This window comes from Bifidobacterium sp. LH_419 (genome assembly GCF_056356955.1).
The window spans coordinates 51,768-67,566 of sequence record NZ_JBKEVG010000008.1 but is presented as its reverse complement, the minus strand read 5'-3'; the positions used below and the strand labels follow the sequence as shown (position 1 = coordinate 67,566).

At 60.2% G+C, this 15,799-nt stretch carries 13 protein-coding genes; 10 read left to right on the top strand and 3 right to left on the bottom strand.

From position 1 onward, the window contains the following. Positions 1-45 precede the first annotated feature (45 nt). Both rlmH and upp read right to left on the bottom strand, forming a co-directional pair. On the bottom strand, positions 46-525 hold the full coding sequence (gene rlmH / locus AC1AYX_RS06565; protein ID WP_476502759.1) for a 23S rRNA (pseudouridine(1915)-N(3))-methyltransferase RlmH: 480 nt from the start codon (positions 523-525) through the stop codon (positions 46-48). Positions 526-753: 228 nt separating this feature from the next. After that, the gene (gene upp, locus AC1AYX_RS06560; protein ID WP_034529067.1) at positions 754-1,395 is read right to left on the bottom strand and encodes a uracil phosphoribosyltransferase; all 642 of its coding nucleotides are present in this window, start codon (positions 1,393-1,395) and stop codon (positions 754-756) included. A gap of 287 nt (positions 1,396-1,682) precedes the next feature. Here upp and urtA point away from each other — a divergent pair, with 287 nt between their 5' ends. From urtA to AC1AYX_RS06530, 6 genes are all read left to right on the top strand, one after another. Next, positions 1,683-3,020, top strand: a complete 1,338-nt coding sequence (gene urtA, locus AC1AYX_RS06555) for an urea ABC transporter substrate-binding protein (RefSeq protein ID WP_476502758.1) — start codon at positions 1,683-1,685, stop codon at positions 3,018-3,020. A gap of 25 nt (positions 3,021-3,045) precedes the next feature. Further along, entirely contained in the window at positions 3,046-3,930 is an 885-nt protein-coding gene (gene urtB / locus AC1AYX_RS06550) for an urea ABC transporter permease subunit UrtB (RefSeq protein WP_476502757.1), read from the top strand. Between the two features lie 18 nt (positions 3,931-3,948). Then, entirely contained in the window at positions 3,949-5,097 is a 1,149-nt protein-coding gene (urtC, locus tag AC1AYX_RS06545) for an urea ABC transporter permease subunit UrtC (RefSeq protein ID WP_476502756.1), read from the top strand. Continuing rightward, the gene (gene urtD, locus AC1AYX_RS06540) at positions 5,094-6,020 is read left to right on the top strand and encodes an urea ABC transporter ATP-binding protein UrtD (protein WP_476502755.1); all 927 of its coding nucleotides are present in this window, start codon (positions 5,094-5,096) and stop codon (positions 6,018-6,020) included. Before urtC ends, urtD begins: the two co-directional genes overlap by 4 nt. Then, positions 6,020-6,721: an urea ABC transporter ATP-binding subunit UrtE gene (gene urtE / locus AC1AYX_RS06535; RefSeq protein WP_476502754.1), complete on the top strand. Its 702-nt coding sequence runs from the start codon at positions 6,020-6,022 to the stop codon at positions 6,719-6,721. The genes urtD and urtE overlap by 1 nt, the downstream gene beginning before the upstream one ends. Positions 6,722-6,979: 258 nt before the next feature. Beyond that, on the top strand, positions 6,980-8,140 hold the full coding sequence (locus AC1AYX_RS06530; RefSeq protein WP_476502753.1) for an MFS transporter: 1,161 nt from the start codon (positions 6,980-6,982) through the stop codon (positions 8,138-8,140). A gap of 156 nt (positions 8,141-8,296) precedes the next feature. On the opposite strand, the gene AC1AYX_RS06525 is transcribed toward AC1AYX_RS06530, so the two are convergent. After that, positions 8,297-10,132, bottom strand: coding sequence for a KAP family P-loop NTPase fold protein (locus AC1AYX_RS06525; RefSeq protein WP_476502752.1), 1,836 nt, complete (start codon positions 10,130-10,132; stop codon positions 8,297-8,299). Positions 10,133-10,688: 556 nt separating this feature from the next. Between AC1AYX_RS06525 and AC1AYX_RS06520 the strand changes: the two genes are divergently transcribed. The 4 genes from AC1AYX_RS06520 to AC1AYX_RS06505 all read left to right on the top strand — a co-directional run bounded on the left by AC1AYX_RS06520 (position 10,689) and on the right by AC1AYX_RS06505 (position 15,588). Beyond that, positions 10,689-13,412, top strand: a complete 2,724-nt coding sequence (locus AC1AYX_RS06520) for a nitrilase-related carbon-nitrogen hydrolase (protein WP_476502801.1) — start codon at positions 10,689-10,691, stop codon at positions 13,410-13,412. Positions 13,413-13,533: 121 nt separating this feature from the next. After that, positions 13,534-14,358 carry a restriction endonuclease subunit S domain-containing protein gene (locus AC1AYX_RS06515; RefSeq protein WP_476502751.1) on the top strand — a complete coding sequence of 275 codons (825 nt, stop codon included), beginning with the start codon at positions 13,534-13,536 and terminating at the stop codon, positions 14,356-14,358. A gap of 23 nt (positions 14,359-14,381) precedes the next feature. Continuing rightward, complete coding sequence (locus tag AC1AYX_RS06510) at positions 14,382-14,801, top strand: hypothetical protein (RefSeq protein WP_476502750.1); 420 nt, start codon at positions 14,382-14,384, stop codon at positions 14,799-14,801. Further along, positions 14,794-15,588, top strand: coding sequence for a hypothetical protein (locus AC1AYX_RS06505; protein WP_476502749.1), 795 nt, complete (start codon positions 14,794-14,796; stop codon positions 15,586-15,588). The genes AC1AYX_RS06510 and AC1AYX_RS06505 overlap by 8 nt, the downstream gene beginning before the upstream one ends. Positions 15,589-15,799: the final 211 nt, after the last annotated feature.

Here is a 15,799-nt window from a genome sequence, read left to right as displayed (position 1 = left end):
AGCTGTCCGCCGCAGGCGGACTGAGGGGGTCAACCCGCGTATCCCCTACTTGTGGTACGGCTCTCCCGCGTTGATCTTATAAGCGCGGTAGATCTGCTCCAGCAGGATGACGCGCATCAGCTGGTGCGGGAACGTCATCTTCGAGAAGCTCAACTTGAAATCGGCCCGGCGCAGGATCGCGTCGTCCAATCCGATCGAACCGCCGATGACCAGCTGGATGTGGCTGATACCACGCAATCCAAGATCGTTGATTTTCGCGGCGAGCTCTTCGCTCGACAGCTGCTTGCCGTCGAGCGCCAGGGCGATGACGAACGCGTTGTCGCGCAAGTGCTTCGCGATGCGCTCGCCCTCCTTCGCCTTGATCTGGCGTTCCACGCCGGCCGAGGCGTGTTCGGGCGTCTTCTCGTCGGCGACCTCGATGATGTTGAGTTTGCAGTAGCGCGACAGCCGCTTCGAGTATTCGTCGATGGCGTCGCGTAGGTAGCGTTCCTTCACGCGCCCCGGCGCGATGATGTCGATTTGCATGATGATTCCGTAGGATGGGCTCCCGCTGGTGGGAGTTGCCGAACGTAGTGAAGTTGAGGGTGGCCGTGGCGGAATCCGTGGTGAACCACCCCCTCAGTCGGCCGTTGGCCGACAGCTCCCCCTGAAGGGGGAGCGGGGAAGGTGGGAACCGGGTGGCCGTCGGCCGACGGGTTCCGCTGGTGGGGGGGGGCGAAGGAACGGTCTCCCCGTGAGGGGAAACCGTAACCGTCAGTCGATCACCCCGTAGAGGCGGTCGCCGGCGTCGCCCAGTCCCGGCACGATGTAGCACTTGTCGTTGAGCTTCTCGTCGACGGCGCAGACCACGACCTTGAAGTCGATGGACGGGTCGATGTGCTCCTCGACGTACTTGATGCCTTCCGGCGCGGCGATGATGTTGATCGCGGTGACGTCCTTCGCGCCGCGCTCGGCCAGATAGTGCGTGGCGGCGACGAGCGTGCCGCCGGTGGCGAGCATTGGGTCGATGAGGAAGCATTGGCGGCCGGTCAGGTCGTCGGGCAGACGGTTCGCGTACGTGATCTGCTGGGTGGGGTGGTCCTCGTCGCGCTTCATGCCGAGGAAGCCGACTTCGGCGGTGGGCAGCAGGCGGGTCATGCCGTCGAGCATGCCGAGTCCGGCGCGCAGCACAGGCACGATGATCGGGCGGGGCTCGGCGAGCTTCTTGCCGGTCATCGGCGCGACCGGGGTCTCGATCGGCGTGGCCACGACGGACAGGTCGCGCGTGGCCTCGTATGCTTCGAGCATGACGAGTTCGGAGACGAGCTCGCGGAAGGTGGAGGACGGGGTGTTCTTGTCGCGGAGCACGGTCAGCTTGTGCTCGACGAGCGGATGATTCAAAACGTGAAGTTCCATGCCTCCCAAGCCTACCCGCCCCACGCGTCCGCATGGTGGATACGCGTGGCGGCGGGGCGGTCGTCTCCGGGGCGGAATCGCCGGAAAACCACGCGCCCGCGCGATGCCACGGGCGTGTAACCGTCATGTCACGGGGGATATGGAATCGAAACACGGGGGCAATTTGCCGTCAACTGGGCGCTGCCATTCTTGCGTCTTACGGAATCGCTTCTGCGGAACCGGTTTCACTGAATCATCGAATCGGACAAACCCGAACGTTCGGCATACGTGAAGAGGGAGAAGGACGTATGGCCATATCACATCGACTGAAGGCGGCCGCGGCGTGCTGCGTGACGGCCGCCGTGCTCGCCACCGGCGGCTGCGGCTGGGGCCGCACCGTCGCCGAGAAGGAGGCGCAGGAATCCGGCGCCTCCACGGCGAGCACCGCGAGCTCATGCGTCGACACCTCCGGCGACACCATCAAGATCGGATTCGTCAACTCGCTGTCCGGCACGATGGCGATCTCCGAACAGACGGTCAGCGATTCGCTGCACATGGCCGTCGACGAGATCAACGCGAAGGGCGGCGTGCTCGGCAAGAAGCTCAAGGTCGTCCAGCAGGACGGCAAGTCCGAGCCGGCCGTGTTCGCCGAGAAGGCCAAGACGCTCATCGAGAAGGAATGTGTGGCCGCGGTGTTCGGCGGCTGGACGTCCTCCTCCCGCAAGGCCATGCTACCCGTGTTCGAGGCGGACAACGCGCTGCTGTTCTACCCGCTGCAGTACGAGGGCATGGAGGCGAGCCCGAACATCTTCTACTCGGGCGCCGCCCCGAACCAGCAGATCGTGCCCGCCCTCGACTACCTCAAGGAGAAGGGCTACAAGAAGCTGTTCCTCGTCGGATCCGACTACGTGTTCCCGCAGACCGCGAACCGCGTGGTCAAGGCGTACGCGGAAGGCAACGGCATGCAGGTCGTCGGTGAGGAGTACACGCCGATGGGCTCCACCGACTTCACGACGATCGTCAACAAGCTCAAGTTCTCCGGCGCGGACGCGGTGGTGAACACGCTGAACGGCGATTCCAACGTCGCGTTCTTCAAGGAGTACAAGGCGTCCGGCCTCAAGGCGGACACGGTGCCCGTGATCTCCATGTCGATCGCCGAGGAGGAGGTCTCCGCCATCGGCGTCGACAACGTGAAGGACCAGCTGACCGCCTGGAACTACTACCAGACGCTCGACAACAAGCAGAACACGACGTTCGTGAAGAACTTCAAGGCGAAGTACGGCCAGAACCGGCCCACCTCCGATCCGATGGAATCGGCGTACACGTCCGTCTACCTGTGGAAGGGCATGGTCGAGAAGGCCAAGTCGTTCGACGTGGACAAGGTCAAGGCGGCGGCCGACGGCGTCACCTTCGACGCCCCGGAGGGCCGCGTCAAGGTGGACGGCAAGAACCACCACATCTACAAGACCTCGTACATCGGCAAGATCGGCGACGACAAGCTCATCCACACCGTGTGGAAGTCCGACGGACCGATCAAGCCGGACCCGTACCTGACCACCTACGACTGGGCGAAGAGCCTGAGCGCCGGGGCGAAGGACGAGGTCGCGTCGAGCACGTCCGGCGCGTCGAGCGCGTCAGGCAAGTAACGAGAGCGGAAGGGAACACGAAACCATGGGTATGCTATTTCCACAGATCGTGGCGGGTCTGTCCAACGGATCGATCCTGCTGCTCGCCGCGCTCGGACTGTCGCTGACGTTCGGCCAGATGGGCGTCATCAACAACGCGCACGGCGAGTTCATGATGGCCGGCGCGTACACCGCCTACGTGATGAGCACGGTCATCGGCAACAAGGCCGTCTCGCTGGGCGTCGCGCTCGTCGTCGGATTCCTCGTCGCCGGCCTGCTCGGTCTGCTGCTCGACGTGCTGCTGCTCGAACGCATGCGCACCCGTCCGCTGGACACGCTGCTCGTCACGTTCGGCGTCTCGCTCGTCCTCCAGCAGCTCGCGCGTGACATCTTCGGCGCGACCCCGGTCTACGCCTCCGCGCCCGACGCGCTCACCAACCCGGTGACCGTCTTCGGCTACAGCTTCTCCGCCGGACGCCTGTTCATCTTCATCCTGTCCGTCGTGTGCGTGGCCGCGCTGTATGCGATCCTCAAGCTCACGCCGCTCGGCCGCCAGATCCGCGCCACCTCCGAGAACCGCGACCTCGCCGAGGTCTCCGGCATCTCCACGAAGACCGTCGACCACGTCACGTTCTTCCTCGGCTCCGGCATCGCGGGCATCGCCGGCGTGGCGTTGAGCCTGCTCAACTCGATCAGCTTCAACTTCGGCACCACGTTCATCGTGCAGGCGTTCCTCGTGGTCGTAGCCGGCGGCGTCGGCCAGCTGAAGGGTGCGGTCATCGCCTCCTTCGTGCTCGGCCTCGCCCAGTCCGCGATCGAGCTGCCGACGTCCGCGTCGATCGGCCAGGTCGCCGTGTTCCTGATCGTCGTCGTCTTCCTGCAGTTCCGCCCGCAGGGACTCGTTTCCATCCGTTCGAGGAACCTCGCGTAAGGGGAGGGGAGAATCATCATGAACAACGCTTCTCTGAACGCATTCGCCGTGAAATACAAGCCGTGGATCGGCACCGTCATCGCCATCGTGCTGATCTTCCTCGCGCCGTCCGTCATGAGCGTGTACAACCTCGGTCTGCTGTCGAAGTACCTGTGCTACGCGATGGTCGCGATCGGCATCGGCCTCGCCTGGGGCCAGGGCGGCATGCTGACGCTCGGCCAGGGCCTGTTCTTCGGTCTCGGCGCGTACGTGATGGCCATCCACATGAAGCTCGAGGACATCGGCCCCGGCCAGGTGCCCGACTTCATGGCCCAGTACGGCATCGACAAGGTCCCCGGATTCTGGGAGCTGTTCCGCAACCCGGTGATCGCCGTGATCGGCGTGGCCGCCGTGCCCGGCGCGATCGCCGCGCTGCTCGGCCTCGCCGTGTTCGGACGCGGCGTCCGCGGCGCCTACTTCGCGATCCTGTCGCAGGCGCTCGTCGCCGCCTTCTCCGTGCTGCTCATCGGCCAGTCGAAGACCACCGGCGGCACCAACGGCCTCAACGATTTCAAGGGCTTCTTCGGCTACGACCTCACCGACGACGCGAACAAGCAGATGATCTACTACATCTGCGCGTTCCTCACGCTCGCCATGGTGCTCATCGTCTACTGGATCCGCAAGTCGTTCATGGGCGACCTCATCATCGGCGTGCGCGACCAGGAGAACCGCATGAAGTTCCTCGGCTACAACCCCGCGTCCATCAAGGTGTTCGCGTTCTCGATGGCCGCCATGTTCGCCGGCATCGGCGGTGCGATGTTCGTGCCAGTCGTCGGCATCATCTCCCCGTCCGACATCGGCGTGACCCCGTCCATCCTGATGCTCGCCGGCGTCGTGATCGGCGGACGCACCACGCTGCTCGGCCCGCTCGTCGGCACGCTCATCATCCGCTTCGCGGAGACGCAGCTGTCCGAGGCGTACCCGTCCGCGTGGACGTACATCGAAGGCCTCATCTTCATTCTGGTGATCGCCTTCGTGCCGATGGGACTCGGCCAGTTCAAGGGCGTGTGGCCCTGGATCAAGGAGAAGCTCGGAGGCGGCGCGGCCGGTGCCGCGGCCGCGGCCACCGGAACGGCTGCCGGAACCACTGTCGCCGGAACCACTACTGCTAAGGCGGTGAACGCATGAGCGAGAAGAACGTGAAGAACACTCCCGCCTCGCAGGAGGATCTGGAGAACCTGCGCGCCGAAATGGTCGCCATGCGCGACGAGGCCAAGCGCCTGCGCGACGAGGCGGCCGCCATGAAGGCCGAGATCGTCGAGGAGCGCGAACGGCTGCACGAGCAGCTCACCGCGCTCGACGACCGCGGCGGCCAGTGGAACGACTACCTCGAGATCAAGGGCCTGCACGTCGAATTCGACGGATTCGTGGCCGTCAAGGATCTCGACCTGACCGTCGAACACGGTGACCTGCGCTTCCTCATCGGCCCGAACGGCGCCGGCAAGACCACGATCATCGACGCGATCACCGGCCTCGTCCCCGCCACCGGCTCCGCCAAATTCCGCGGCGAGGAGCTGCTCGGACGCAAGCCGAACGACATCGTCAAGCTCGGCGTCGGACGCACCTTCCAGACCGCGTCCGTCGTCGAGGAACTGAGCGTGCTCGAGAACCTGCAGCTCGCCGAAGGCTTCCGCAAGAAGGGCCGCGACCTGTTCAAGCCGATGGGCGGCGTCACGCAGAACATCGAATACATGATGGACGTGTGCAACCTCACCGAGGACGCGCACAAGCCCGCCGGCATCCTGCCGCACGGCAAGAAGCAGTGGCTGGAGATCGGCATGCTGCTCGTCCAGGACGCGCACCTGCTGCTCCTCGACGAGCCGGTCGCCGGCATGACCCCGGCCGAGCGCATCGCCACCGGCGAACTGCTCAAGCGATGCAGCAAGAACCGCACGGTCATCATCGTCGAGCACGACATGGAGTTCATGCGCCAGTTCGCCGACTCCGTCACCGTGCTCAACCAGGGCGAAATCCTCGCCGAAGGCTCGGTCGAGGATATCCAGAACAACGAGGAAGTCGTCAAAATTTATTTGGGTGGAGGTGAGAACTGATGGCAATGCTGGAAGTGAAGGACCTGAACACCGGCTACGGCAAGGTGACGGTCGTCAACGACATCACGTTCGACGTGGCCGCCGGCCAGTGGGTGAGCATCGTCGGCAACAACGGCGCCGGCAAGACCACGCTGCTCAAGTCGATCCTCGGCCTGCTGCCGGTCTCGTCCGGCACGGTCACGTTCGACGGCGAGGATATCACGAAGGCCGCGCCGAACAAGCGCATCCGCAAGGGTATGGCGTTCGTGCCGCAGGGCCAGCAGTCGTTCGGCACGATGACCGTCGACGAGAACCTGCACGTGGTCGCCGACCGTTACGGCGCCGAGGCGAAGGCCCGCTACGACGAGGCCGTCGCGATGTTCCCGGTGCTCAAGGAGTTCTCCGGGCGCCGCGCCGGCCTGCTGTCCGGCGGCCAGCGCCAGCAGTTGGCGATCGCGCGTGCGCTCATCACCCGGCCGAAGCTCATGATCCTCGACGAGCCGACCGAGGGCATCCAGCCGAACATCGTCGCCGAGATCCAGCAGGCAATCCGGTCGATGGCCGAGCAGAAAGGCATCGGCGTGGTGCTCGTCGAGCAGAAGGTGCAGTTCGCCGTCGAACGCGCGGACAAGTACTATGTGCTCGCCTCCGGCCGCTTCATCGCCGCCGGCGAGGGCGGTCCCGACCAGGTCGAGGCGGCGAAGGACGCGATGAGGGTGTGATCGTGCACGGCGTGATGCGGTTCGCGTGGTTCGCGGCGTGATGCGTTGCGATTGCGGCGTGATGCGCGTGTGATAGCCTGACTCACGATTTCAGCGGTGCGGCCCCACGGTTCTCTCCCATGCTCATATACCGGGCTTATGCCGGTTGCGGCGGGGAGCGACCGTGGGGCCGCACGCGTACGCGCGGATCGCAGGACGGGAGAGGATGCCTTGCTTCCCTTGCCTCGCGATTCGCCTTGAGAACGAGGGGAACCACCGATGAAGAAGAGTCTGCTGGCCGTCGCCGCCGGGGCGTTCGTGCTCGGCGCCGCCGAATTCGTGATGATGGGCATCCTGCCCCAGGCCGCGGCGGCCACGCACGTGTCCATCCCGACCGCCGGCCATTTCATCTCCGCATACGCGATCGGCGTGTGCGTGGGCGTCACCATGCTCGTGTTCGGGCGCAAGGCGAGTCCGAAGCATCTCGTCATCCTGTTCATGGCGCTGGCGTTCGTCGGCAACGCGCTGAGCGCCGTCGCGCCCACCGCCGGCGTGCTCGTCGCCGCGCGCTTCATCGCCGGACTCCCGCACGGCGCGTTCTTCGGCACCGGAACCGTGATCGCGAAGACGCTCGCCGACAAAGGCAAGGAAGGCAAGGCGGTCGCCGTGATGGTGACCGGACAGACCATCGCCAACATGTTCGGCGTACCAGCCGGAACGCTGCTCGCCGAATACCTGAACTGGCGGCTCGCGTTCACGATCCTGGCGATCGGCGCCGCCCTCACCATCGCGCTCACGCTCGCATGGATGCCGCTCGTTCCCGCCGTTCCGGACGCGGGTCTCGCCGGACAGTTCCGCTTCCTCGCCAAGCCCGGACCGTGGCTGGTGCTCGGCGCCGTGTTCATCGGCAACACCGGCGTCTTCTGCTGGTGGAGCTACGTGAGCCCGTGGCTGCAGAAGACCGGCGGCTACGATTCGCGGTTCGTGCCGCTGCTGATGATGCTCGCCGGATTCGGCATGGTGGTCGGCGGCCTCGCCGGCGGGCACCTCGCCGACCGGTGGCTGCACGCCGCGACCGCCGCCGTCGGCCAGTCGATCTCCGCGGTCGGACTGCTGCTCGTGTTCCTGCTGCCCGGCAATCTCGTGACCTGCGCTGTGCTGACGTTCTGGATCGCGTTCGGCCTGTTCTTCATCAACGGGCCGCAGCAGCTGCTCATGGCCGACGCGGGCAAGGGTGGCGGCGAGCTCATCGGCGGCGCCGCCGTGCAGATCGGCTTCAACGGCGGCAACGCGGTCGGCTCGCTCGTCGGCGGCATGGCCCTCAACGCCTCCGGCATGAACTATCACATGACCGGTCTGGCCGGCATGCCGTTCACCGTGGTCGCGGTGATCCTGCTCACGACGTTCGCGCTGCGGTTCGAGCGGGCTCGGCGCAGTTAGTGGTGCGGCGGCGTTTGTTACGGATATGGCCGTTATCTTCCGTACATTGGGACGCTGAGCCGCCTTCAGCGTCCCAATGTACGGAGCCGATGAGGCGATTGCGTACTGTCCGTCGCTGAGGGAGCGGCGGGCATTTATGCTGCTAAGCGCACACAATCAGTGATCCTGCTCGATGGGATAGTGCTTCTTATCGCGGAAGTATTCGATGACTGGTCGTTGGATATATGTTCCGAACGACTGCTGATACGGGTATCCACAGCCTCCGTTCATCGCGTAGAGATTCTTATCGTTGTCGAAGCTCAGGATGCGATCTTCGCGGTCATCGGTGGCGGATGTAACGACCACCAACAGGCGGTTACGGTCGAAACGGGCAGTCGGGGCAAGGGAACTCTTGGGTACGGCCGCCTGGATCTCCTTCCCTAGGCGTTGTTCGAAGGTATCTCTGTCGATGTGGGGGTTATCTTGGGCGAATTTATGTGCGATTCGCTCCAGAATTTCCTGCTTGCCGATTTTGTATGCGGCATGCCCCTCCTCGGTCCAATTCCATTTGGAGAAGTCCCGACCTACGGAATCCGTTGTCTGGTTCACGGCCATCGGCGTAATCTGCATGATGCGTTTGACGGTGCTGAGCTTCATGTCGGTGAACACTTGGTTGCGAAGGTACCGTTGCGCATATAGGAACTCATTTTTGCCAATGACGTTCGAAACCGACGACGGGAGGCCGTTCGTCTGCTGGCTGGTATCGTCGGATGTCTCTTCGCTCTCGGTGATGTCATGTATGAAGTCGAGGGAGGAGAGCTTGGTCTCCAACTGTTCGGCGTCGATGGTGTTGACGTATTGTGCGATTTTCGCGTAAAGGCCCGGCCACGAGACCTGCAATCCCAACAGATATAGGAACGCCTTCTGATCTACCGGTTCGGCTGCGTCGTGCAGTCGGTCCCAGAACATGCTTGACAGCAACAGGAACGTGTTGATGAAGCGCTTCGTCTGTCGTGGGTTGGATTGCAATGCCTCCAGTGCGATTATGCGTACATCATCCTTGAGACTTCTGTCAAGCCAAGTGCCCAGGATCTTCCCCCAGCTTTTCTTGCCTACGAGATTTTCGATAGTGACCTGTGTGCCGGCGTTCTGGGAGAATTCGGATAGCGGGATGGTAAATGGCAGCTGGATGATCTTTTCGAGATACCGGGTTCCGTCGATGGCGCTGCCGTGTGATTTGTAGTGCGTCTCCAAAGCACTGACGATGTAGTTACGATCCAAGGCAAGCACGAAAATCATGCCGGCTCGTCCGGTCAGGGAACTGATGGTCTCTATGGAACGAGTGATGCTGTCCGGGGCGCAACGATCTAAGTCGTCGATGAGAATGACGAGCCGTTTGTTGGCTACCGCTAGGCATCCGGCAAGCAGGTCGAGAGCCTGAGACATGGAAAAACTGTTCTCGTTGAATGGAAGTGTTTCCAGTATCTCGGATACACGCTTCAACGTGGGATTGGCCGATTGCTTAAGGTCAGGGATTGCGTTGGCGTATTGGGCGAGGGTGAATTCCGTTGTCACGGGACCGTTCGCGCCAACAGTGACAGTTGTATTGGCCGCTGCATGTGCCAACCCGGCGAGAAGGCTTTTCATGTATTGGATTGCGGTACGTGCATGGTCGGACAGGGTATGCTTCTTGGTGCTTTCCTCCTGTTCAAGCATATTTTTTACCGCTTGATACATTGCGCCGATGAGTTCCTGATCAAGGTTGGAGGAACGCTCGTGGTGCCATGCATTGAAACTGATGACGATGGACTGTTGCCTCGACTGCTTTTCGACTTTCTGTTGGATGCTGCTCAGCAGCGTGGATTTTCCGCTTCCCCATGGTGCGAACAGTCCGATGGTCATCGGCGTGTTATCGAGTGCGGAGCCGTTTGCGTTATCGCTCGTATCGTCACCACAGATGATTGCGGCCAATGTATTCGCATAGGCTTCGTAGCCGAGTTGGGGCTTGTCCATGATCGGCAGGTCGTTCAACATAGGGATGGGTGTTGTGGGCTTGGGGGTTGTGCTCGTACGCGTTTGGGGTGCCATCCGTACCTACTTCCGGGGAGTCAGCGCTGAATCATTCCGCAACAACGATACATCGGATGATTCGGTGAACGAGGAAGCGGAAACGCTGTTCGGACATCAGTGGGCAGAGAGATGAGTTCGCAACGGTGCGCAATGGTGCAATTAGGTACGCAATCGTGTCATATGGTACGCAATCGTGTAATTAGGTGTGTTTTGCTGCGGTGGCATTATATGACGCCTCGATTCGCGTGGAAACCCCACGGAAACCGTTGGGAAACCGTCGGTAACGTCGTGTTCCCGAATCGGAAACCGTATGGATTCGCTGTTGCAAACAGCGGCGACGATGATGCCTCTCAATCGTGATTCCGGCATGGCCGATGTCGTGCGGATCATCACGCAGCCATGAGAGAGAGGAAGCGTCATGTCGAACCCATTGCGCCGACGGGAGCAAACGCGTCGTCCTATATTCACCAGATTCGCCGCCGCGATGAGCGGTGTGGCGATGCTCGCTACGTTCGGACTGGCATCCGCCGCGGCGGGAAGCATCACCGCCACCGCCTACGCCGATCCGTTCACCAGCAGTCAGACCGCGTCCGCTGCCACCGTGACCAGTGGCACGATTCCCGCCGGGCAGCTCTCCGTCGTGAATTTCGCTCCGAAATGGGGCGACAAGCAGGCCAACAAGGCGAGCATGCTCAAGTACATCGCCGATGCGCATGCTGCCGGCGTCAAAATGATCGTCTTCCCTGAAATGGCGCTCACCGGATACGTGTACTCCTCCGACCCGGATTCGCCTGACTATAAGATGGCGGTCTCGCAGGCGGAGACGACGGAAAGCCCCATCACACGCGAAATCGCCGCGGTTGCGGCGGCCGACGGCATGTGGGTCATCTACGGCACCTCCGAGAAGATTCCCGGAGACACGGACCACGCCTATAATTCCGCATTCGCCATTTCACCGGAAGGCAAGGTCACCTCCTATCAGAAGATCGCACCCGTCGAAGGCGACTGGGCGACGCCCGGCACCACGCCGGTCATCCTCCAGACCGAATGGGGCCTGATGGGATTGAGCATCTGCTACGACACGTATGCGCAACCAGAGATCGAACGATACTATGCGGCGCAAGGTGTCAGCCTGCTCGTCAACCCCACCGCCACGTCACGCAGCTACACCGACATCGATGGTGACGGCGTGAAGGACACGAAAGGCTGGGAATGGTACTACCGCAACCGTCTCGAATCCATCGCATCGCGTGACGGACTGACCATCGCCAGCGCCGACCTCGTCGGACCGGATGGATACAAGGGCGACGATGGCACTCAGCCCTACGATTTCCCGGGCGGCAGCGTCATCCTCCAGGGTGGGTTCGGTTCGGCGAAATACTATGCCGGGCAGAACACCGATGGCACGCTTGTCACCGCGAAGGCAGGCGCGCTCGTCAACGACGCGGATCTGCACCTCGGCGCCGGCAGCACCACGCAGGTCGCGAACGATTTCCACCCCGATTACTACGCGAAGTGGTACGCGGAACTTGCTGATAAGCAGGAAAGCGGCGACGGACTGTCGTACGCCTTCGGCTCCAAGGACGGTCCCACCACCGCGGTCGCGAACGTCAGCGGTGTCTGGGGCGACAAGGAGAAGAACGTCGACATGATGCTCCGCTACGTCAAGGAGGCGCACGAGAAGGGCGTGGATGTCATCGTGTTCCCCGAGACGATTCTCACCGGTTATGACAGCACCGATCCGGCCGGCAAGAACGACGCCCACACCGCCAATCCGGAAGTCAACAAGACGCTCGCGAACAGCAATGACTACATGCAGGTGCTGCTCGCCGAGAAGGTGAAGGGCGCGGACGGCGACACGTCGCGTGGCCCCTCCGTACAGAAGATGGCTGCCGCCGCCAAGGAATACGGTATGTACATCATCTTCGGGCTGCCCGAAATGCCCGACGGTGGGCCGATCACCGACAGTGATGGCATCCGCAAGGTCTACAATTCCGCGGCGATTTGCTTCCCCGACGGTCATACTGACTCCTACCAGAAGATGCATCGTGCCGGCAACGAGGAGAAGGTCTGGTCCGTGCCCGGCGACACCCCCGTCATGTTCGACATGCCGGAGTGGAAGGGCAAGGATGGCAAGGCGCTCAAGGTGGGCATCGACATCTGCCGCGACGGCCACTTCTACCCGGAACTTGGACGCTATTACGCGGCGAGCGGCGCCGAACTCCTGCTGCACCCGACCGCCACTACCGGCAACGCGTGGTACCGTGAAACCCGCATGGGCAGCTATACGGACCGTGACGGACTCGGCGTCGTCAGCGACAACGTGTGGGGACCCGACGGATATCCGCTCGATGCGGACGGCAACCCCGTGTACTCGGTGGATGATTCCGGCGAGACCGTGTCCAGCGGCAAGCCGATCGCCGGATACAACTACGCGGGAGTCGGCAGCGACCCGTTCCGCACGTCCAGCCTGATTATCAACGCATGGTCCGGCAAGAACGGCACGCGCTTCGACTACGCGACCGGCAGTGCGCTCGACACGAGCGGCAGCGGTAAGGGCGCGTCCGCCGATGCCTCCGCCGACATGACGTTCGCGCAGAGCACGTACGATCCCGACAACCTCGAATACCGCACGATGAACCTGTCACAGGCCGGATTCCGCATCACGAACTTCCAGGCAAGGCTGTACTCGAAGATGTACGATGCACTCGCCGTCCGCACAATCGCCGGCTACCAATCGATGTACCCGGCGATGAGCGGCTTGGACAAGTCCGCACTCGATGAGCCGATTGCAAAGGCCGAGACGATTCTCGGCTCGTCGGAAGGGACTGACAAGTACACGGACGAATCCGTGGTGACGCTGACCACAGCGTACGAGGAGGCGTTGTCGCTGAAGAACAACACCACGTTCAGTAGCGAACAGAGCGATCTGGTGACCGCGGCTGTGGGCGATCTGGATACGGCCTTGGCTGCGCTGACCGCGAAGCCGGGGAATGACTCCGGTACGGGTGCAACACCCGGTTCCGGTTCGGGCAGTTCCGATGCCACCGGCAAGAAGTCGGATACGGCGAGTGGCTCCGATACGAAGACGAAGCAACCTGCTTCCATGCCCGGCACCGGTGCCGATACCGCGACCGTGGTCGCCGTAGCCATCCTTCTCCTCGGCGCAGGTGCCAGTGGTGTGCTGATTCGCACACGCTTCCGTAGCAGGTGTGAACGATAGCTTGTTGCTGACTATATTCGGTGGGGGCACGTGATATCTATCGCGTGCCCCCACCTATTTGTATTTGTGCATGTCAGGAGTGGAGTGCGCGTAGGGAATCGCCGCATGCTGCCCGAACATCGTGCGGCTGTCGGTGGTAGAGTGGGGGCGATCGAAGGAGATTGGGGGAATCGCGATGTGGCGTTTTAAAAGGATTTTGGCGTCTTGTGCAGGTGCGGTGCTGGCTCTGGCGATATGTGCGCCATCTGCCTATGCGTGGGGTCCGGAGCGGAAGACCTTCACGATGGAGAATCCGGCTCCGTACAACACATTCAATTCAATAACGGACAATCCTGATGTCGGAGACGAGCGCAATTTCTTCAGAGTGCGTAACGTTGATCAAAACAAATGGGATAAGAAATCAGTTAATGGGTGGATGGACACTATCGAACTGGAAGATGGGGAAGAATATGAGGCGCGCGTGTATGTAGCCAATTCAGCGGAAAACAAGTCGTTGCAAGCTAAGAACGTTCATGTTGCCGTAAATATGCCGACTAAAGATAGTGTTTTTGGGTATGCGTTTGAAGTGAATGCTTTCGTGTCGGCCGACAACGTCGAGCCGAGGCAAATCTGGGACAATGTGGTATTAAAAAGCGAATATCCCTTTCATGTGAAAATAGTTAGTGCTGTATATTGCAATAATATTAAAACAGAAAAGAACTCTGGTTTCAAACTTGGAGAGGATTTGTTTACGAGAACGGGTTCCTTGATTGGGTATAAAAAGATGGATGGTATGATGCCGGCATCCTTTGCGGCTTCAGGCTATGTCCTTATCCGTTTTAAGTATGTCGGACATCCTTTTTGGGAATGGATGGATTCCCGTGTGCTTGGTCGTATAGCAAATAGTTGGGATATGGGAATGAGTAAGAAAACTGAATGTTCTCCTGGTGAGTTTTGTGATTTTTGAAATCGGCATATGAGGGAAGTGGAATGATGGCTATGTTGAAATACGGTAAATGGTTCATGATTCAGGGAATATGTTCAGCGTTATTGATTATGTCGTCATTGGGAGTGGAGCGTCTGTTTGGCAAACAGTATAAAGTGCTTAACGTAACATTATATTTTCTGCTCATTCTTAGCATTTGGGCACTTGTGCTTGTTTGGATGGCTGTGCAATGTGGGCGTTCCTTGGGCTTGATTCATGAGGCGTCGGTATTCCCTATAATCTCATTGGTGATATTCGTGTTTCCGGTTCTCCCCATACCTGGGACCAGCGGATTCGTAAGTACGTTGAGTGAGACTATGGTGGGATTTGTGATTATCTCTCAAGCGGAAGCGCTGTGGAAGATTCATTGTGATCTTTCCGTTGCGCCTTTTAAAAAGACAAAAAATAAATTTCGTAATGCATGATAGTCGATTGTTTAATATCGGTGCAACATTAGAGTCGTATATGAAAAAGTTGAGCGTTGTTGATTGGGTATTGGTTGTTTCATATATTGCCGCAACGCGGTTGGAAAAACTGATTCGCGGTAGGGCTAGGCGTCCCTCGTTGAATGACTTGCGTCCTTGGTATCTTCCTATTGTAAGTCAAATGCGTTCTGCTGTAGAAGCTAGACTCATGTCTTTTGTTGCTATTTGGTTTGTTGGCATCTTGTTTTCATTTCCCATGCTTTTCATATTGCTTTCTTATGTGCCTCATATTGATAAGACTATTGATGGGCTTGAACGATATCAAACCGTAATTCGTGTTGGGGTGGCATTGTTTGTTATTGTATTCGGTTTCATTATTTCATATATTATTTCCTTAGTGTCAAAGCGTGATGAATTTGTTGCATATTTGTCGTCTTTGATGATTCTTGTTTGTGTTTACTCTTTGATAATGTTGGTATTCGTTCCTAACTCCGTTTTGCTGTTCATGGTGCGGGCGTTGCCGTTGATGCTAGTCGTGCTGCCCTTCGTCAGTGGCATAATTCAGAGCGTGGCTTGGAGATGGGGAGCTTCGAAGACAATCGAAAAGCGTGCGTTGTGTTCCGTCACATGGCGTATGCGTTTGCAGACGGTACAGATTCTGCTGATGGTCTTCTTAGTGTGTAGTTGGGCCGTCGTACTATGCAGGACGGCCAAGCCGGAATACCTGGAAGTCAACCTTCGCATACTGTGGGATATATATACGGCGCACGGTCTGGGGAATTTGTAGTTTCTTTCCATCAGCAGTTTCCCGAAACACGAGGTGAGTATGGTGGCCGAGTGGAGAAGGGAGAGACGTGTCTCGGTTATCGATGATGCGTCACGCGGCGCAATCCCCTCTTGCGGAATGACGGCGCCGCAGAAAGCAGGGGGGGCATGGAGCTCTTTGACGGGAACCGGCGATCATCGGCATCCTCGCAGTCGGTGAAGCAGGCAAGAGA